At 62.3% G+C, this 18,551-nt stretch carries 13 protein-coding genes; 4 read left to right on the top strand and 9 right to left on the bottom strand.

Annotated elements, in window-relative coordinates:
• Window positions 1-415: 415 nt before the first annotated feature.
• Complete coding sequence (locus RS887_RS08345) at window positions 416-964, bottom strand: cysteine hydrolase family protein (protein WP_322615023.1); 549 nt, start codon at window positions 962-964, stop codon at window positions 416-418.
• 102 nt (window positions 965-1,066) lie between these two features.
• Between RS887_RS08345 and RS887_RS08340 the strand changes: the two genes are divergently transcribed.
• The gene (locus RS887_RS08340) at window positions 1,067-2,059 is read left to right on the top strand and encodes a GlxA family transcriptional regulator (RefSeq protein ID WP_322615022.1); all 993 of its coding nucleotides are present in this window, start codon (window positions 1,067-1,069) and stop codon (window positions 2,057-2,059) included.
• A gap of 66 nt (window positions 2,060-2,125) precedes the next feature.
• Here the strand turns inward: RS887_RS08340 and RS887_RS08335 are convergent, their stop codons facing one another.
• From RS887_RS08335 to RS887_RS08320, 4 genes are all read right to left on the bottom strand, one after another.
• Window positions 2,126-3,112: a lysylphosphatidylglycerol synthase domain-containing protein gene (locus tag RS887_RS08335; RefSeq protein WP_322615021.1), complete on the bottom strand. Its 987-nt coding sequence runs from the start codon at window positions 3,110-3,112 to the stop codon at window positions 2,126-2,128.
• The gene (clsB, locus tag RS887_RS08330; RefSeq protein WP_322615020.1) at window positions 3,072-4,391 is read right to left on the bottom strand and encodes a cardiolipin synthase ClsB; all 1,320 of its coding nucleotides are present in this window, start codon (window positions 4,389-4,391) and stop codon (window positions 3,072-3,074) included. The genes RS887_RS08335 and clsB overlap by 41 nt, the downstream gene beginning before the upstream one ends.
• Complete coding sequence (locus tag RS887_RS08325; protein ID WP_322615274.1) at window positions 4,388-5,152, bottom strand: endonuclease/exonuclease/phosphatase family protein; 765 nt, start codon at window positions 5,150-5,152, stop codon at window positions 4,388-4,390. The genes clsB and RS887_RS08325 overlap by 4 nt, the downstream gene beginning before the upstream one ends.
• A gap of 250 nt (window positions 5,153-5,402) precedes the next feature.
• Window positions 5,403-6,620, bottom strand: a complete 1,218-nt coding sequence (locus RS887_RS08320) for an MFS transporter (protein WP_322615019.1) — start codon at window positions 6,618-6,620, stop codon at window positions 5,403-5,405.
• Window positions 6,621-6,850: 230 nt separating this feature from the next.
• Between RS887_RS08320 and RS887_RS08315 the strand changes: the two genes are divergently transcribed.
• On the top strand, window positions 6,851-8,980 hold the full coding sequence (locus RS887_RS08315) for a mechanosensitive ion channel family protein (RefSeq protein WP_322615018.1): 2,130 nt from the start codon (window positions 6,851-6,853) through the stop codon (window positions 8,978-8,980).
• Window positions 8,981-9,131: 151 nt separating this feature from the next.
• Here RS887_RS08315 and RS887_RS08310 read toward each other — a convergent pair whose 3' ends face one another.
• Window positions 9,132-13,448 (bottom strand): DNA glycosylase AlkZ-like family protein, encoded by a 4,317-nt coding sequence (locus tag RS887_RS08310; protein ID WP_322615017.1) that lies wholly within the window; start codon window positions 13,446-13,448, stop codon window positions 9,132-9,134.
• Between the two features lie 325 nt (window positions 13,449-13,773).
• On the opposite strand from RS887_RS08310, the gene RS887_RS08305 reads away from it, so the two are divergent.
• Together RS887_RS08305 and RS887_RS08300 are read left to right on the top strand one after the other, a co-directional pair.
• Complete coding sequence (locus RS887_RS08305) at window positions 13,774-14,658, top strand: sugar nucleotide-binding protein (protein WP_008018175.1); 885 nt, start codon at window positions 13,774-13,776, stop codon at window positions 14,656-14,658.
• Complete coding sequence (locus RS887_RS08300; protein WP_322615016.1) at window positions 14,651-15,580, top strand: NAD-dependent epimerase/dehydratase family protein; 930 nt, start codon at window positions 14,651-14,653, stop codon at window positions 15,578-15,580. Before RS887_RS08305 ends, RS887_RS08300 begins: the two co-directional genes overlap by 8 nt.
• Before the next feature lie 257 nt (window positions 15,581-15,837).
• Here RS887_RS08300 and RS887_RS08295 read toward each other — a convergent pair whose 3' ends face one another.
• The 3 genes from RS887_RS08295 to RS887_RS08285 form a co-directional block, all read right to left on the bottom strand.
• On the bottom strand, window positions 15,838-16,536 hold the full coding sequence (locus RS887_RS08295) for an OmpW/AlkL family protein (RefSeq protein ID WP_322615015.1): 699 nt from the start codon (window positions 16,534-16,536) through the stop codon (window positions 15,838-15,840).
• A 219-nt stretch (window positions 16,537-16,755) separates the two neighbouring features.
• Window positions 16,756-17,274 (bottom strand): DUF3299 domain-containing protein, encoded by a 519-nt coding sequence (locus RS887_RS08290; RefSeq protein ID WP_057400609.1) that lies wholly within the window; start codon window positions 17,272-17,274, stop codon window positions 16,756-16,758.
• 11 nt (window positions 17,275-17,285) lie between these two features.
• The gene (locus RS887_RS08285; RefSeq protein WP_322615014.1) at window positions 17,286-18,551 is read right to left on the bottom strand and encodes an ABC transporter permease; all 1,266 of its coding nucleotides are present in this window, start codon (window positions 18,549-18,551) and stop codon (window positions 17,286-17,288) included.

Below are 18,551 nucleotides of genomic sequence, written 5' to 3'. Positions count from 1 at the left end.
CCTCGTTGGGCGTTCTTGAGGCATTGGAGGGCGCTACTGCTAGGTCGTCGACCCTATTTGATTTGCGTTCTGTACTTCAGCGGTGGGTACCGTTCGTCTGGATTTTTACGTGGCTTAGACGATCCTCCTTCGACAGTACGGCCGATTGGGTTTTGTAAAGTTTTTAGGGCAGCATGAGCCATAAATTTACGAAAAACCTTACGACGATTTCATGTTTTTGTGACTAGCAGTTATCTTTCGCCTAATAAAATAAATGGGTTCACTCACTCACCCGTTCTTAATGTTGGTTTTCTGGTATTCATAACCGTTCTAAAGCAGCTGCAAGTCTCAAGCTACAAGCGGCAAGCTGAAATACAAAACCCGCACTTCCCTGGAAGTGCGGGTTTTTTATGGGCGGTGGATTTTAATCGCAGACTCAGGCCGCGAGAAAATCGTTGGTCGACACCACGCTGGCATACGCAAACGCCAGGGCCGCCATGAACGCCGCATGAACCTGCGCCGCCGGAACCGTCACGCCATTGAACTCCAGGTCGAGGGTGGCGCAGGCGTCGTGGATCACGGTCACCTTATAGCCAAAGTCCGCCGCCGCACGGGTGATGCCGTCCACACACATGTGGCTCATGCTGCCCACGACCACCAGTTCCTTGATGTCTTGCTCGTCGAGGATCGACTTCAGCCCGGTTTCGCGGAACGAGTTGACGAAGTGCTTGAGTACCACTGGTTCGTCGGCGCGGTTGAGCACTTTCGGGTGCAGCTTCGCGCCTTCGGAGTTCGGGGTGAAAAACGGTGCCTCTTCGGAGGTGAATTCGTGGCGGATATGCACCACTGGATCACCGGCGTCGCGGAAGGCCTTGATCAGGTGGGCGGCGTTGTCTGCGGCGGCATCGGCACCGACCAGCGGCCACTTGCCTTGGGGGAAGTAGTCGTTCTGGATATCGACTACGATGAGCGCTTGCTTGGCCATGACTGTTTCCTCGAAGTGTGTGTTGGGTGTGGAATGCAGTATTGGCGCTGGCAGGCGGCCAGGGGATTGGCCGCACCGACAATAAGAGGGGGAAAACTGACAATGGACACAGAAAGGGCGATCGCCGAACTCGGTGTGCTGATCTATCCCGGCGCGCAGATGGCGGCGGTACATGGCTTGACGGACTTGTTCGGGGTGGCCAACCGGATCGCCGCCGAGCACCAGACTGCGCAGTTGTCGCTGCTGCGGGTCAGCCATTGGCAGGTCGAGGGTGACCAGCCACCGGTTCGGATCTTCGACAGCCATCCCGGCCCGGAGCGCGCCTTGGTGGCCGTGTTGATTCCGCCGTCGATTGGCGGTTTTTCCGAGGGCCAGGCGCCACAGGGATTGATCCGCTGGTTGCGTGAGCAACATGCCAGCGGCGCGACACTGGGCGGGGTTTGTGTGGGCTCTATCCTGTTGGCCGAAAGCGGTCTGCTCGACGGTCGAAGCGCCACCACTCACTGGACCTCGGCCAAAGCCTTCGCCGAACGTTATCCGGCGATCAGGCTCAAGGCCGATACGCCGATTGTCGATGACGGCGACCTTATTACCACTGCCGGGCTGATGGCCTGGTCCGAACTGGGGTTGCGCCTGGTCAACCGGTTGCTGGGACCGAGTATTGCCACCAATACCGCGCGTTTTCTGGTGGTGGAGCACAGCGACAGCGCCAGTGAGTGCGGCAGTAATTTTGCGCCGATCCTCAGTCACGGCGATGCGCCGATCCTCAAGGTGCAACACTGGCTGCAAAGCACCGGGGCGACCGATGTATCGTTGACGGCGATGGCCGAAAAGGCCGGCCTGGAAGAGCGCACCTTCCTGCGACGATTCCGTGCGGCCACCGGGCTCAAGCCCACTGAGTACTGCCAGCATCTGCGAGTCGGCAAGGCCCGGGAAATGCTCGAATTCACCAACGGCACCATCGACCATATCGCCTGGACCGTGGGTTATCAGGACCCTGGGGCGTTTCGCACGACATTCAAGAAAATCACCGGGCTGGCGCCGAGTGATTATCGGACGCGGTTCGGGGTGACGCCGGGTGCTGCAGCGCGGTAGGCCCGTACCACAAGTCCCCTGTGGGAGCGGGCTTGCCCGCGATGACGGACGACCAAACACTTCAAATTACTTGGGTTTTTTCGCAATTCGCAACGACTTGGCCTTGGCCTCCACCAGCAGGTACATCACCAGGGCAATCAACAGCGGCAGAATGAAATAAATCGCCCGATAGGCCAGCAGTCCCGCCACCAGGCTACCCCGCGAAACCTCGTGTTGCAGCAGCGCCACGAACACCGCCTCGAGCACGCCGAGCCCGGCCGGGATGTGCGTGATGACCCCGGCGATGGCGCTGATCAACAGCACGCCCAGTACCAGTGGATAGTCCAGTTTGCTCGGCAGCAAGGTGAAAATCACCGCCGCCATCAGCGACCAGTTCAGGGCCCCGAGGGCCAGTTGCAGCACCGCCATGCGCAGTGACGGCAGGTCAATCTCAATGCCGCGAATCGCCCACTCCCGACGTTTGGCAAACCGGCAGGCCGCCAGATACCCGGCGCTCAACAGCAACAACAAAACCCCCACGCCTTGCAGCGCACCACTGCTGAGTTTCCAGCCCGGCGGCATGCGTACCAGCCCGCTGCTGAACACGGCGCCGGCTATGACCATGTAGCCAAACCAGTTGGTCGCCAGGCTCAGGCCAAGAATTTTCGCAATGTTGCTCTTGCTGACCCCAAGTCGCGAATACAGCCGGTAACGCATGGCGATACCGCCGACCCAGGCGCTCAGGTTCAGGTTGAAGGCGTAGCTGATAATCCCCACGGGCAGGATCTGCTTCCACGTCAGATTCTGACGGATGTAGGAGCGGCCGATCAGGTCGAAGCAGGCGTACACCAGAAAACTCATCAGGGTCAGCCCCGAGGCAATGATCAGCGTGCGCACCTTGAAATCGGCCAGGTTGTCGAACACTTCGTTCCATTCGATGCGTTGGGCGAGCATCGTGAACAGCACGATCAGCATCAGGAAAAACAGCATCGTCAACGGTCGTTTCCAGTGCCTCCAGTGCGACTTGCCAGCGCTACTGGCTTGAGTTGCCGCGTGGGGCTCTGCGCGGTTCATGGTCAACGCTCCCGGTCGGAGGGGGGACGGGTTTCAGGCGAGGTTTATGCGCCGGCAACCAACCGGCCCACGCCGGGAAATGTCGCAGGACGTGAAACACCAGAAAACCGACGGTCACATGCCAGACACGCCCGCGTGTCGCGATGTCGGGAGACATGACCTTGCAGTGGTTATCGCTGAGGTCTTCCAGGCGATCGAACAGAAGTCGATTGAAGCCACGGTCGCGGATCAGCACGTTGGCCTCCAGATTCATTGACAGGCTCAACGGGTCAAGGTTACTGGAGCCGACGGTGCTCCAGTCTTCGTCCACCAGCGCGACCTTGCCGTGCAGCGGGCGGTCGCAATATTCGTAGATCTTCACCCCGGACTTGAGCAGGTAGTCATAGGTCATGCGCGCGGCGAGCCTGGCCACCAGCATGTCTGGTTGCCCTTGCAGGATCAGCCGCACATCCACGCCCCGACGGGCTGCGTTGCGGATCTCGCGCAGCAGGCGCAAACCGGGAAAGAAGTAGGCGTTGGCGATTACCACCCGCCGTTGTGCCTGGCGCAGCACCTGGCGGTAAACCTCTTCGATGTCGGACGGGTGTTCACCGTTGTCGCGATACACCAGCCGCACCTGGCCGTCGTGATCGCTCAAGGCCAGTTCCGAACGCCGCATCCGGCGCCGTTGCCACCAGTATTTGGCCCGCACCGGGCGACCGCATTGCAGCAGGGCGAAGTGATGGATGTCGGCCACCGCCGGGCCTTGCACCTCCACGGAATAGTCCTGTTTGGCCTCAGGGCCGAAGTCGGCCAGGTGATCGGCGGAAAAATTGATCCCGCCGATAAAGGCAATGCTGCCGTCTACGACCACTATCTTGCGGTGCAGACGGCGGAACCAGTTGGTGCGGATGCCCAGGCGTTTCGGTGCCGGGTCGAACATTTGCAGGTGCACGCCGGCCGCGGTCAGGGCGGTGAGGAACCCGGTACTCAGTTCGCCGCAGCCAAACCCGTCGAGACTGACGGTGGTACGCACGCCGCGCTGAGCGGCTTCGATCAGAATCTGTTGAAGTTCATTGCCAACCTTGTCCTCGAACAGAATGAAGGTTTCCAGCAGGATTTCACTTTGCGCCCGGCGCAGGGCTTCAAATACCCGGGGAAAAAACGCTTCGCCGTTTTCCAGCAACTCGACGCGATTGCTGCCTTGCCAGCCGTATTCGACATCGACCGCTGTCGGCTCGTGGATCGGCGGGGCGGGGATGTCTTGCAACGTGGTTTTTTCCATTGGCTGGCGGCTCATAGCTCGATCTCCACCGACAGCGGGGCGTGGTCGGAAAGGTGCGACCAGGGCCGGGTGGTCAGCACTTGCGGATGGCTGGTCTTGAGGTTGCGCACGTAGATGCGGTCCAGGCGCAATGCCGGCAGGCGCGCGGGGAAACTGCGCGCCGGTTTGCCATGGTGCGCGGCGAAGACTTCGCGCAGAGCGCTTGGTTTGAGCAATGCATCGGCGCGCTGGCGCCAGTCGTTGAAATCCCCGGCGACGATCACCGGGGCGTCGCCCGGCAGGGCGTCCAGACGCTGGGCAAGCAATTTCAGTTGCGCCGTGCGGTGGCTTTCGCGCAGCCCCAGGTGCACGCAGATGGCATGCACTTCCCGGCCGTCGTCGGGCAGGCGCAACACACAATGCAGGAGCCCGCGGTTCTCGTGGCCGCCAATGGACACGTCAAGGTTGTCGTGGCGGATGATCTGGAATTTCGACAACAGCGCATTGCCGTGATCGCCCGCCGGATACACCGCATTGCGTCCATAGGCGAACTGCGGCCACAGGGTGTCGGCGAGGAACTCGTATTGCGGCATCGTCGGCCAGTTGGTGTAGCGCTTGGGGTGCTGTTCGTGGGTGCCGTGGACTTCCTGCAAAAACACCACATCGGCAGACACACTGCGCACCGCTTCACGCAGTTCCGGCAGGATGAAACGCCGGTTGAACGCGGTGAAACCTTTATGGGTGTTGACCGTCAGCACCTTGAAACGACAAGTGACGGACGGCCCCTGTACCTGCATGTCGGCTGCGCTTGAGTGTGCGGGAATATCAGTGTGATTCGCTGTCATGTCGCCTCCCGCCTGACGGCCCCTGTTTTTGGATGACTCCGGGGCGGCGGCGAAAGTTTCGATGGGGCTACGGACGGTACACAGACTTGAACTCACATCCATCCAATGTGGGAGCGGGCTTGCTCGCGAAAGCGGTGTATCAGTCACATCAATGCTGGATGTGCCTACGCCTTCGCGAGCAAGCCCGCTCCCACAGGGTTTATCAGTGGCCGGTGATAATGCGGGCAGAACCCTCAGCCGGTTCGGCGAACACCGGGCCGAGGCGATCAAGACGTCCACTCCACGCAGTCAATGACAGCGCCACCAGTACCACCAGACCGCCGATCCACGCGGTGTGAATCAACCCCATGTGGGCGACGATCAGGCCACCGCCCCACGCACCGCCGGCAATGCCGAGGTTGAATGCCGCGATGTTCAGGCCGGATGCCACGTCCACGTCCACGGCCTGCGGGGTGTGATGTTCTGCCTGTCGCACCACATACACCTGCAATCCCGGCACGTTGCCGAATGCCACGGCACCCCAGACCAGCACGGTGGCCAGCGCCAGCCAGGGATTGCCGGCAGTGAAGGTCAGCACGAACAACACGGCGGCGAGCAGGGCAAAAATGATTTTCAGGGCGCTGATCGGGCCGCGTTTGTCCGCCAGCTTGCCGCCCCAGATGTTGCCGACGGCCACGGAGATGCCATAGACCAGCAACACCAGGCTGACGGTGCTGGCGCTGAAGCCGGAGAGCTCCTGAAGAATCGGGGCGAGGAAGGTAAAGGCGATGAACGAGCCGCCGTAGCCGACGGCCGTCATGGCATACACCAGCAACAGGCGTGGTTGCTTGAGCACCTGCAATTGCTGCAACAACGACGCGGGTTTGCTGTGGGCGATGTTGTTCGGCACGTAAATCAGGCTGCCAACGAAGGCGATGACACCCAATGCCGAAACGGCGAGGAAGGTTTCACGCCAGCCGAAATGCTGGCCGATGAATGTCCCCAGTGGCACGCCGGTGACCAGTGCCACGGTCAGGCCGGTGAACATGATGGCAATCGCGCTGGCGGCTTTTTCCTTCGGCACTAGACTGGTGGCGATGGTCGAACCGATCGAGAAAAACACCCCGTGGGCCAGGCCGGTAACGATCCGTGCGAGGATCAACGATTCGTAGCTCGGTGCTTGCCACGCCAGCAGATTGCCGAGGGTGAACAGCACCATCAGTGACAACAGCAGCAACTTGCGCGGGACCTTGCCGGTGAGGGCGGTCAGCACCGGGGCGCCGACGACAACGCCAAGGGCATACAGGCTGACCAGCAGGCCGGCGGATGGCAGGTTGACGCCGAGGTCGGCACCGATGGTGGGTAACAGGCCAACGATGACGAACTCGGTCGTCCCGATGGCAAAGGCGCTGAGGGTCAGCGCGAGCAAGGCAATGGGCATGGCTGCAACTCCGGAGGTTGATTCGATGGAGCGCAGTGTCGGGGTTCGGGTTGTGCAGAAAAATACAGGGACGGACATTTGATATTTGCCTTGGGCGCAAAGATCGCGAGCGCGAGTGCTAGTCTGTGCCACAGGCAGGCATCGTCGTCCTGCTATCTGCGGGCAATAGCCGAACTTGCACGGTATTTATCGATCAGTTCCTTACAGACACAGGCAAAGGAGCGGGTGCTTTGATCAGGCTCAAGACCGCGATACTGCTGGGGGCGTTGCTGTTTCTGGGCAGTGAGCAACTGGAAGCCGCCGCGATACCGGGGCTGCCGGCCACCGTGACCGCCGCCACGCCGCCGGCACACCCTGAGCCGCTGGTGCAAGGCGGGTTACTGGGGGCCATCAGTTCAAGCATTGACGAGGTCCAGTCCAGGCTTGATCTCAATCAGAACCTGGTCGATGCCTGGCGCCTGCGTGCCGACCGCGCGGCCGATGAAGTGGATCAGTTGGTCAATCAGTCTTCGGCCCGTTCGGCCTGGAGCGTCGCCAGCGATTTCCTGCTGTTGACCTGCGTGTGGGCGGCCGTGTTTGCCTGTCTTTGGCTGCTTGGGCGGATGACCGCCAGGCATCTGTGCGAGCACCGTTTACTGCTCAGTCGCGAACGGGGCCAGGCGTTGCTCGGTTACGTGCTGCCCTACACCTTGCCGGCGGTGGTCAGTCTGCCGTTAACGATTTATGCCAGCCAGTTTTTGCCGATATCGGCCGGTCGGGCGCTGGCGCTGTGTCTGGCTTATGCCGCAAGCGCGGGGATATTTTCCGCGTCATTGGTGATGTCGCTGGTGGTGGTGTTCAATGCCGGGCACAAGCGGCGGGCGGTGCAGATCATCCGCGAGAACAGTCCCCGGCCGTTATTCGGTATCGGCTTTCTGGTGGCCTTGAGCGATGCTCTGACCAGTCCGCAGATCGCCCATCAACTGGGCAACAATCTCACCCGCAGCATCGCCGTGTTCACCGGGTTGGCTGCGTCGATTGCCTTCGGCTTGCTGGTGATCCGCATGCGGCGCCCGGTGGCCCATGTGATCCGCATCCTGCCGCTGGCCCAGCGCCTCGGTCAGCCGGCGTTGCGTGAAACCCTGCGGATATTTTCCGGGCTTTGGTATTGGCCGATTCTGTTGATGGTACTGGTTTCGATCATCAACCTGATCGGCGCCGGGGTGGACAACCAGAGAGTGCTGCGCAGCGCCTTGTTCACCACGGTGTTGCTGATTGCCACGGTGTTTCTCAGCACCACGCTGCACCATCTGTTCAAGGCGCGCAGCGCAGCGGACCTGCGCGGCAGCGGCGCCTACAAGGAGCGTTTTCTCAACTTGTCCCATGCCTTGCTGCGCATCGGCATGGCCATCGTGTTCATCGATATCCTCGGGCGGATCTGGGGCGTGTCGCTGTTCGAATTTGCGGTGAGCAATGCCGTGGGCCGGGCGATCAGTGATTCCCTGAGCCACATCGGCCTGATCCTGCTGGTGACCTGGATGGTCTGGGTGGTGCTCGACACGGCGATTCAGGAAGCCTTGAAACCGCCGGCCAACAAGCGCTCGGCGCGCCAGCCGAGTACGCGGGTGAAAACCATCCTGCCGCTGCTGCGCAACGCGATCAAAATCATCCTGGTGGTGATTTGCGCGATCACCACCATGGCCAACCTGGGGATCAACGTCGCGCCGTTCCTGGCCGGTGCCGGGGTCATCGGCCTGGCAATCGGTTTCGGCTCCCAGCAACTGGTGCAGGACGTGATTACCGGGCTGTTCATCATCATCGAAGACACCCTGTCCATCGGCGACTGGGTGGTGCTTGATTCCGGGCATGCCGGCACGGTCGAAGGCCTGACCATCCGCACCTTGCGCCTGCGCGACGGCAAGGGCTTCGTGCACTCGGTGCCGTTCGGGCAGATCAAGGCCGTGACCAATCAGTCGCGGCAATTCGCCTATGCGTTTTTCTCGGTGCAATTCACCTATGACACCGATGTCGACAAGGCCATCGAGCTGATCCGCGAGGCCGGGCATTCCATCAGCAGCGACCCGTTCCTGCGCTACAACCTGCAAGGACCGCTGGATGTGTTTGGCGTCGACAAAATGGACCTCAACGGCGTGGTGCTGACCGCGCAATTCCGCACAGTGTCCGGTGGTCAATATGCTGTGAGCCGGGCTTTCAATCAGCGCCTGAAAAAGCTTGTGGATAACTGCCCCTGGGTGCATTTCGCGCAGACTTATCCACAGCAGGCGTTGGTGCCGAGGCATCCGGTCGAGCCACCACTCGAGGCCGGGCATGAGCCGGATCATTCGGCGGTGTTGATGCCGGACCGGTCGCGGTCGCAGTAATGGGCATTGTCCTGGAGTTCGTTTTCGGTTGTGAGGGCCTCTTCGCGAGCAAGCCCGCTCCCACAGAGACTTCTGTTGTTTGCAATTTTTGTGGTCAGCAAAGACCCCTGTGGGAGCGGGCTTGCCCGCGATGAGGCCAGACCAGACAACATCAATGCCTGATCAGTTTGCTATGCACTTCAGCCATGGCCTGCTGATCCATCTCCAGCCAAAAAAGCGGCTTGCCGGCAATCTCGGCAGCGACCGGCAACCCGTCGCGATACACCAGCCGATTGCTTGCCAGTGCCGGCACCTTCGCACCCGGCAACAGCGTGCCGGCGAGGTTCAGCGGATCGACCCCGCACACCGCGACCAGGCTGCCGTCATGAGGCCGACGCCGCACCTCCCGCAACAATGGAATCGCCTCGGGCAATGCGAATTGCTCTCCCGCCAGGCCGCTGACAAACCGTCCGCCACGAATCTCGCCGCGTGCCTCCAGGCGATGGAACGTACGCAGCAGTTCGCGCCAACTCGGCAGCCAGTCAGCCTCTCGTTCCAGCAAGCGCCAGAACACCACGCCGTAGCGGCGCAGCAAAGTCATGGCGATGTGTTCCAGCGTTTCGGCCGGTACGGGCGCGGGACGCTGGTTTTCCACCACCGGCGCGTCAGGCGTGCGTCGCAATAAAGCCCAGCGCCCGGCGTCGTCCATGCCACCGATGAATAGTCCGCGCCCACGCCGGCTGTTGCGTGGCTGGCGCTTGCTGGCCGGGGTGATCAGTGCGCGCAACCCGGCGAAGCTGTCGGCGTTTACCAGGCCCGCGCCTACCAGTTCTTGCAGGGCGATTTCCAGTTCCGAACGCAGCAGATGGGCCTCATGGATCAGCTCATCGAAAAACAGCGCGCCGTGCTGGCTGAGGGCGGCGTGGACCTTTTGCGTTTTCGGCGACAGTTCGCTGACCGGCGTCTGTTCGGCCAGGCTGCTCCAGAGGCCGACCCGGTTGCGCGGCAGCAACACGATCGGCGTGCTGCGCAGGGCGGTGCTGGCGCCTTTGTTGTGGGCAGTCAGGCGCGTCCAAACCAGTCTGCCGCTGCGGCACAACTCATCCAGCCAGGACGCCGAGTAGTCCTTGATTCGCGCCGGCAGGATGTCGCTGTCCCAGGCTGAAGCGGCGGCGGGGTAACCCTCGAATTGCGCGACGACGGCTGGCAATACCGCTGCGCCCTGGCCCTGGCTTGCGCTCGACACATGCTGCCAGTCGAACAGAAATCGCATGAAATCCTGCAGCGCCACCGGTTCGATTTCCCGACGCAGGCGCTTGACCGTATAGCGGTGAATCCGCGCCAGCAAATGCCGCTCGCACCATTCTTCCCGGGCGGTGCCCGGGGTGAAGCGGCCGCGCAGCACGTAGCCTTCGCGTTCCAGTTGCGCCAGGGCCTGGTTGACCCGTGCAGCGGGCAAGCCGAGCGGTTCGGCAATACGATCGAGCGCCAGCGGTCCGAAGGCGCTGAGCCGCGCGCGGATCAGTTCAAGTGCGGCTTCCTCGGGTGCCCAGGCTTCATCGAAGTCCGGCAGCGCTTGCAGGGGCGGCGTCATGTCGACCTGTGGATAAATCGCCCGCAGGCAGGTCAGGCGCTCCAGCGCCAGCCACAGCGATTGCCCGGCGTTGATCTGCATGCGGCTCGCGCGTCCGCTGTCGGCCAGGGTATCGAGCCAGTCGAGCCATTGCGGATTGGCGCTGGCCTCGGCATCGCTGATGCACGTCAGGCCCATCAAGGCCTCGTGCATTTCATCGACACCGGAGGGCGCCGGCCAGGCTTCGTCGCGCACGGCGGCAATCGCTTCGGCGTCCAGCGCGCCGAGGTCGTCGGTGGATTGCGGGTCGCTCCAGCGGCGATTGAGCACCGCTTGGGTGCGGCGCTCCTCCAGTGGAGCATCGTCGAGAAAGGTATAGGGCCGGGCACTGAGAATCTCCGCCGCCAGCGGCGAGGGTGCTGGCAAGTCGCGGCTGATCAAGCGAATGTCACCGCGTTCCATGCGCCGCAACAAGGCCAGCCAGCCTTCACTGTCCATGGCATCGTGCAGGCAGTCGTCGAGGGTTTGCTCTACCAGCGGATGGTCGGGAATCTCCCGTTCGCCGGCGAGGTTTTCCACGCAAGCGATCTGATCGGGAAACACGCTGGCGATCAGGTCTTCGCTTTTCATCCGCTGGATCTGCGGCGGGACTTTGCGCCCGCCGCTGTAGCGCGGCAGCGCCAGGGCCACCCCGGCATTCCAGCGCCAGCGCACGCCGAACAGCGGCGCGTCGAGCACGGCTTGAATCAGCAGATGCTCGGCGCTGTTGCTGTGCAGATAGCGCCAGACATCGTCCAGTTCAAAACTGTGGCTGGTGGACAGCGACAGCACGATGGCGTCTTCGCTGGCGGCGGCCTGCAATTCAAAGTTGAAGGTGCGACAGAAACGCTTGCGCAGGGCCAGGCCCCAGGCGCGGTTGATGCGGCTGCCGAACGGCGTGTGAATGACCAGTTGGGTGCCGCCGGACTCGTCGAAAAAACGCTCCATCAGCAGTGTGTCTTGTGAAGGCAGGGCGCCCAGCGTTTGCCGCGCGCGGGCCAGGTAGTCCACCAGTTGTTCGGCGCTGGCGAGGTTCAGGCCCAGGGTGTCGGTCAGCCAGTCGAGTGCGGGCTGCAAGTTGCCAGGCGCGCCACCCAGCAGGTCGTCGAGCTGAGCCTGCAAGCGTGCCACCGCCGAGGACAATTCGGCGCTGCGCCCCGGCGCTTCCCCGAGCCAGAACGGAATGGTCGGTGGCTGGCCCTGGGCATCCTCGACCCGCACCTTGCCGGTTTCCACGCGCAGGATCCGATAGGACGTATTGCCCAACTGGAAGACATCCCCGGCGATGCTTTCCACCGCGAAGTCTTCGTTGATGGTGCCGATGTTCAGCCCTTGAGGCTCCAGCAATACGCTGTAGTCGGCGTTGTCCGGAATGGTCCCGCCACTGGTCACCGCCGTCAGTTTTGCGCCCCGGCGACCGCGCAGGGTGCGGCTCACGGCGTCGCGGTGCAGGTACGCGCTACGGATGCCCTGACGCCCGTTGTAGCCCTCGGCGAGCATCTGCAGCAGCGCCTGATAGTGTTTGTCGTCGAGTCCGGCGTAGGGCGAGGCGCGGCGCAGCATCTCCAGCAGCGCCTGTTCCGGCCACTCCTGGCAACTGACCTCGGCAATGATTTGTTGTGCCAGCACATCCAGCGGCGCTTGCGGGATCAGCAAGGTATCGAGTTCGCCCCGGCGCACACAGTCGAGCAGCGCGGCGCACTCGATCAGGTCGTCGCGGGTGGTGGCAAACAAACGGCCCTTGGGCGTACCGCCGACCTGGTGCCCGGAGCGGCCAACCCGTTGCAGAAACCCGGCAATCGAGCGCGGCGAGGCGATCTGGCACACCAGGTCGACGTCGCCGATATCGATCCCCAGTTCCAGCGACGCCGTGGCGATCAGCACTTGCAGGTCGCCACGCTTGAGTCGCTGCTCGGCGTCCAGGCGAAACTCCTTGGCCAGGCTGCCGTGGTGGGCGGCCACGGCGTCCTTGCCCAGGCGTTCGCTCAGGTGACGGCTCAGGCGTTCGGCCAGGCGCCGGGTGTTGACGAAAATCAGCGTGGTCCTATGTTCCCGGGCGAGGGCGGCGAGGCGGTCGTACACCCGTTCCCAGACATCGTTGGCCATCACTGCCGACAGCGGCACGGGCGGCACTTCGATGTCCAGGTCGCGGGGGCGGGCATGGCCGATATCGACGATTTCGCACGGACGGTCGCGACCGACGAGGAAGCGCGAGACGGCTTCAATCGGGTTTTGCGTGGCCGAAAGGCCGATGCGCAGAAGTGGTTGTGCGCACAATGCCTGCAGGCGTTCAAGGCTCAGTGTCAGATGGCTGCCGCGTTTGTTGGCAGCCATGGCGTGGATTTCGTCGATGATTACCGTTTGTGTCGTGCCGAGCATCTGCCGACCGGAATCGGAACCGAGCAACACGTACAGGGATTCCGGTGTGGTCACCAGAATGTGCGGTGCCGTCTTGCGCATCGCCGAGCGATCTTTTTGCGGTGTGTCGCCGGTGCGCACGGCCGTGGTGATCTGCAGTTCGGGCAGGCCCATCAGGCGCAATTGCTCGGTAATGCCGGCCAGTGGGTTTTGCAGGTTGATCTGGATATCGTTGGACAGCGCCTTGAGTGGCGAGACGTAAACCACCAGGGTGGCGTCGGGCAAGCCTTCGGGGCTTTCCAGGCCGCGATGCACCAGGTCGTCGATGACGGCAAGAAAGGCGGTGAGGGTCTTGCCGGAGCCGGTGGGCGCGGCGATCAGGGTCGAGCGCTGCTGGCGGATCAACGGCCACGCCCGGGCCTGGGCGGCGGTGACCGCTGCGAACGTGTGGCTGAACCAGGCGCTGACGGCAGGGTGAAAGCCGCTCAGGGCACTGTCTGCGGGGATGGGCAGGTTCATGCAGCAAGTTATGCGGGTGGGGCGCGCAAGATGCAAGTACCACTTGGGATCTCTAGCAGCCTTCAGGGCCTCTTCGCGGGCAAGCCCGCTCCCACAAGGATCTGCTGTGGATACAAAATCTGTAAACGACAGAGATCACTGTGGGAGCGGGCTTGCCCGCGAAGGGGCCCTCATAGGTGACACAAATCCCGGACATCTACACTTTACGGATGACGGTTGCGCACTAAACCCGCAAAATGCAACGATTCCGGCAATTACCTACGACATCGCCTGGGCGCGGTGTCGATAAAGCCATTGTTTCAATCAGACTGGGCCTGCTGACTCTATGCGAATGCGCCTTATGTTACTGGGCGGCGGAAATGCCCTTGGGCAGGCGCTGATTCGCCTCGGTGCAGAGGAAGACATCGGCTTCCTCGCCCCCCGCCCGCCGCAAGACGGCTGGGATGCCGCGAGCCTGACACAACTGCTCGACGACACCCGTCCCGATGCATTGATCAACCTTGCCTACTACTTCGACTGGTTTCAGGCAGAGGCGGTGAGCGAACAGCGCCTGGCCGGCCAGGAGCGTGCGATCGAGCGTCTGGCGGAACTGTGCCAGCACCACAACATCGTTCTGCTGCAACCTTCCAGCTATCGCGTGTTCGACGGCTCCCGCGCCACGGCCTACAGCGAAAAAGACGAACCCGTGCCACTGGGCCTGCGGGGCCAGGCGTTGTGGCGGATCGAACAAAGCGTTCGCGCCACCTGCCCGCAACACGTACTGCTGCGTTTCGGCTGGCTGCTGGACGACAGCCCGGACGGCACCCTTGGCCGCTTCCTCGCCCGTGCCGAACAACCCGAAGAACTGCTGATGGCCGACGACCGGCGCGGCAATCCAACGCCGGTCGACGATGCCGCCCGCGTGATCATTTCAGTGCTCAAGCAACTCGATTGCGCTGCGCCGCTGTGGGGCACCTACCACTACGCCGGGCATGAGGCGACCACGCCGCTGGCGCTGGGGCAGGCGATTCTGACCGAAGCCCGCAGCCTGCATCCGCTGGCCATCGAAGCCCCGACCGCTCAGGCCCACGCCGCGCGTCCGGATGCTGCTGAAGAACCGCAACACGCGGTACTGGCCTGCAAGAAAATTCTGCACACCTTCGGGATCAAACCGCGCGCCTGGCGTGCGGCGCTTCCCGCTCTACTGGACAGGTTCTATCGCCATGGCTGACGGTCCCGTTTTGATCACCGGTGGTGCCGGTTTCATTGGTTCGCACCTGACTGACGCCCTGCTTGCCAAGGGCCATGGGGTGCGGATTCTCGATGACCTGTCCACTGGCAAGCGCAGCAATCTGCCGCTGGACAATCCCAAGGTCGAACTGATCGTCGGCGACGTGGCCGATGCGGCATTGGTTGCCCAGGCGATGGTCGGTTGCAGCGCCGTGGCGCATCTGGCGGCCGTGGCTTCGGTGCAGGCCTCGGTGGACGATCCGGTGCGGACGCACCAGAGCAACTTCATCGGTACGCTGAACGTCTGCGAAGCCATGCGCCAGGCCGGGGTCAAGCGCGTGCTGTTTGCCTCCAGCGCGGCGGTGTACGGCAACAATGGCGAGGGCGAGTCGATCGACGAAGACACGCCCAAGTCGCCGCTAACGCCCTATGCTGCGGACAAACTGGCCAGCGAGCACTACTTCGATTTCTACCGCCGCCAACATGCGCTGGAGCCGGTGATTTTCCGCTTCTTCAACATCTTCGGCCCGCGCCAGGATCCGTCCTCGCCGTACTCCGGGGTGATCAGTATTTTCAGCGAGCGCGCGCAAAAGGGCCTGCCGATCACCGTGTTTGGCGATGGTGAGCAGACCCGGGATTTTGTCTATGTCGAAGACCTGGTCGACCTGCTGGTGCAGGCCATCGAGAAGCCTCGGGTCGAAGTCGGTGCGGTCAACGTTGGCTGGAACCAGGCAACGACCCTCAAGCAAATGCTCGAAGCGCTCGAAGCCGTGGTCGGCAAGCTGCCGCCGGTGAGTTACGGCCCGGCGCGCTCCGGTGACATTCGTCACTCCCGGGCGAACAACCAGCGCCTGTTGGAACGCTTCACGACCTCGGAGCAGACACCGATGCGTGTGGGGCTGGCGCGGTTGCTGGGGCGCTGAGGGTTTTGTAAGCCCGATTCGCGAACATGAAAAAGGCGCCCTTTGACAGGCGCCTTTTTCACGGCCGGGATTTACTTACAGCTTGTGTAATTCCTGTGGCGAGGGAGCTTGCTCCCGCTCGACTGCGTAGCAGTCGTCAATCCGGTTACTGCGGTTTGTTTGAATCACCGCTTTTGCCGGTTTGGGGTCGCTTCGCGACCCAGCGGGAGCAAGCTCCCTCGCCACAACAGCCTCATTCACCACCACGTGAACGTTCTTTAGAACTTGTAACCCAGACCCACCATGTAGATGAACGGGTCGACATCGACATCCACACGTGCCCGGGTACCTGGGGCAATCGAGTTGTTCTCGACGGTGGCGCGGGTATCGATGTCGATGTAGCGCACCTGGGCGTTGATCATGATGTTGTCGGTCAGCATGTAGTCAGCACCGACCTGCCACGCCAGACCCCAGGAGTTTTCCGCCTTGAAGTTGCTGAAACCGGCGGACTGCGCCTGGCTGCCAACGTGTTCGTCGTAGATATAGGTGTAGTTGATGCCGCCGCCGACGTACGGCTGGAAGGCCGACTTGGGATCCAGCGGGTAGTACACCAGGCTCAACGTCGGCGGCAGGTGCTTGAGGGTGCCGAGTTTGCCATTGGCCGCGCTCAGAGCCGTGCCCTTGAGTTTCACATCATGCTCGAACGGTGTGGCCGCCAGCAGCTCGATACCCAGGTGGTTGGTGAGCATGTAGGCGAAGTTCAAGCCCAGTTGCGTGTCGCTGCTCATGGTCGCCTTGCCCCCCAGGTCGGCACCGGCGAGCGGGCCTTGATCGACCTTGACGCTGGAACTGTCGGCTTCCGGGTTGACGGTGATTGCACCGGCGCGAATGAGAATGTCGCCGGCCTCGTGGGCGTGGGTGAGCGGGGCTGCGAGCGCGAAGGCAAGCAGCGAAACGCTGAGCATGGACTTGTTCATGGGGGCTCCAGAGGACGTTAAAAATTTTGATGTCCAATGGTAAGGCGCCTAACGATTTGGTCTTTTGATGCAGCTCAAGGAAAGTGGGAAGTAATGGATTTGTAGTGATTTCGATGGCCTCTTCGCGAGCAAGCCCGCTCCCACAGGGGGAACGCATTCCAGTGTGGGAGCGGGCTTGCTCGCGAAGGCGGCATTTTCAACAACGCAAAACGACCGGACTCACTCCGGCAGTTCATACAGATAAATCTTGTCCGCCTCCATCTGATACCCGGCATCCGCCAGCTCACTGGTGGATGCCTTGACCTGCAACGCGCCTTCGATCCAGTACGGCTGATACAACTCGTCGAGCTTCACGCCGACCTCGCTCTTGACGTGCACGATCTGGTTCGACGGTGGTGGTGGTACGTGGATGCAGGCGCCGAAATACGGCACCAGCAGGAACTCCGTGGTACGTCCTTCCTCGCTCACTTCCAGCGGCACGATGTAGCCCGGCAAGCGAATGCTCTGGCCATCGAGGGCCTTGACCACCGGTGCGTTGGGCAGGTCCTGCTTGGCGGCCGGTGCCGACTCGGCCGACAGGGCATTGCTCATCTGCGACAGGTCGTGCAACGGCGTCATGTTCGGCACTTCTTTCGGCGCATCCGGCGGGATCATCTCCGACCAGGTCAGGTCTCGCGGCTGGGCCGCCCACAAGGGCAGGGCGACCAGCATCAACAGCGCAAGTACAGCGCGGGGCATTTTCAACGTCCTCATAAACGGATCGACAGGCCATCGGCCAGGGATTGGCGATAGGCGCGCCAGGCCGGCACGCTGCCCATCAGCAGCGCGGCGATGAGGATGCCACCGAGCAGCGTCCATTCATACTCGCTTGGCCAGGACAGTGGCAGGAACAGGCCGTAGTTGGCTTGTACATAACCCTGGGCCGCCGCGATGCACACATACAGCAACGCCACACCGGCGATCACGCCCGACAGCGCCAGGGCAAAGGCTTCGAGCACCAGCAGCGTCGCGATATGCCACGGTCGCGCACCCACCGAACGCAGGATCGCCATTTCCCGGCGGCGTTCGTTGAGGCTGGTGAGAATGGCCGTGAGCATGCCGATCAATCCGGTCAGCACCACAAACAGCGAAACCACGAACAAGGCTTTTTCCGCGGTGCCCATCAGGCTCCACAGCTCTTGCAACGCCACGCCCGGCAGGATCGCCAGCATCGGCTCACCGCGGAATTCGTTGATTTCCCGTTGCAGGGCAAAGGTCGAAATCTTGTTGTTGAGGCCGAGCATGAACGCGGTGATCGCTTGCGGCGTGAGGTCCATGTTGCGCGCCTGATCGGCCGTGATGCGACCCTCGCCCCGGGCCGGTACGCCGTTGTGCCAGTCGATGTGAATCGCTTCCATGCCGCCAAGGCTGATGTGCAGCGTGCGGTCCACCGGGGTGCCGGTGCGTTTGAGAATACCGACCACGGTGAACGGCTTGTCGTCGTGCTTGACCAGGCTGATCGCCGCCACGCCGTGGGCCAGCACCAGTTTGTCGCCGAGTTTGTAGTGCAGCGCATCCGCCACTTCGGCACCGAGTACGACTTCGAACGGGTCGGTGGCGAAGGCCCGGCCATCGGCCAGCTCCAGGTGTTGCTGGCGTCCGTACTGGTAATGCTCGAAGTAGGCTTCGGTGGTGCCCATCACCCGATAGCCGCGATGGGAGTCGCCGAGGGACATCGGGATGGCCCACTTCACTTTCGGGTTGTTGGCGAAGTGCTCGAAGCTGTCCCAGCGGATGTTGTTGGTGGCGTTGCCGATTCGGAACACCGAGTACAACAACAGGTTCACCGAGCCAGAGCGGGCGCCGACGATCAGGTCGGTGCCGCTGATGGTGCTGGCGAAACTGGCCTTGGCTTCGGTGCGCACGCGCTCCACCGCCAGCAGCAGGCACACCGACAGGGCGATGGCGAACGCTGTGAGGATCGCGGTGAAGCGGCGGTTAGCCAGGCTGGCCATGGCTAGACGAAACAAATACAT

It is taken from the genome of Pseudomonas sp. BIC9C, from assembly GCF_034541995.1.
Classification (GTDB): domain Bacteria; phylum Pseudomonadota; class Gammaproteobacteria; order Pseudomonadales; family Pseudomonadaceae; genus Aquipseudomonas; species Aquipseudomonas fluorescens_CC.
Note: the sequence above shows the minus strand (reverse complement) of the source record. Positions and strands in the feature narration are given on the sequence as shown.

Excerpts from the sequence above, each read along its gene's own strand:
- RS887_RS08340 (WP_322615022.1), top strand. The coding sequence starts at position 1,067 with ATGGACACAGAAAGGGCGATCGCCGAACTCGGTGTGCTGATCTATCCC.
- RS887_RS08320 (WP_322615019.1), bottom strand. The coding sequence starts at position 6,620 with ATGCCCATTGCCTTGCTCGCGCTGACCCTCAGCGCCTTTGCCATCGGG.
- clsB (WP_322615020.1), bottom strand. The coding sequence starts at position 4,391 with ATGAGCCGCCAGCCAATGGAAAAAACCACGTTGCAAGACATCCCCGCC.
- RS887_RS08290 (WP_057400609.1), bottom strand. The coding sequence starts at position 17,274 with ATGCCCCGCGCTGTACTTGCGCTGTTGATGCTGGTCGCCCTGCCCTTG.
- RS887_RS08335 (WP_322615021.1), bottom strand. The coding sequence starts at position 3,112 with ATGAACCGCGCAGAGCCCCACGCGGCAACTCAAGCCAGTAGCGCTGGC.
- RS887_RS08345 (WP_322615023.1), bottom strand. The coding sequence starts at position 964 with ATGGCCAAGCAAGCGCTCATCGTAGTCGATATCCAGAACGACTACTTC.
- RS887_RS08305 (WP_008018175.1), top strand. The coding sequence starts at position 13,774 with ATGCGAATGCGCCTTATGTTACTGGGCGGCGGAAATGCCCTTGGGCAG.
- RS887_RS08310 (WP_322615017.1), bottom strand. The coding sequence starts at position 13,448 with ATGAACCTGCCCATCCCCGCAGACAGTGCCCTGAGCGGCTTTCACCCT.
- RS887_RS08300 (WP_322615016.1), top strand. The coding sequence starts at position 14,651 with ATGGCTGACGGTCCCGTTTTGATCACCGGTGGTGCCGGTTTCATTGGT.
- RS887_RS08325 (WP_322615274.1), bottom strand. The coding sequence starts at position 5,152 with ATGCAGGTACAGGGGCCGTCCGTCACTTGTCGTTTCAAGGTGCTGACG.
- RS887_RS08285 (WP_322615014.1), bottom strand. The coding sequence starts at position 18,551 with ATGTATTTGTTTCGTCTAGCCATGGCCAGCCTGGCTAACCGCCGCTTC.
- RS887_RS08295 (WP_322615015.1), bottom strand. The coding sequence starts at position 16,536 with ATGAACAAGTCCATGCTCAGCGTTTCGCTGCTTGCCTTCGCGCTCGCA.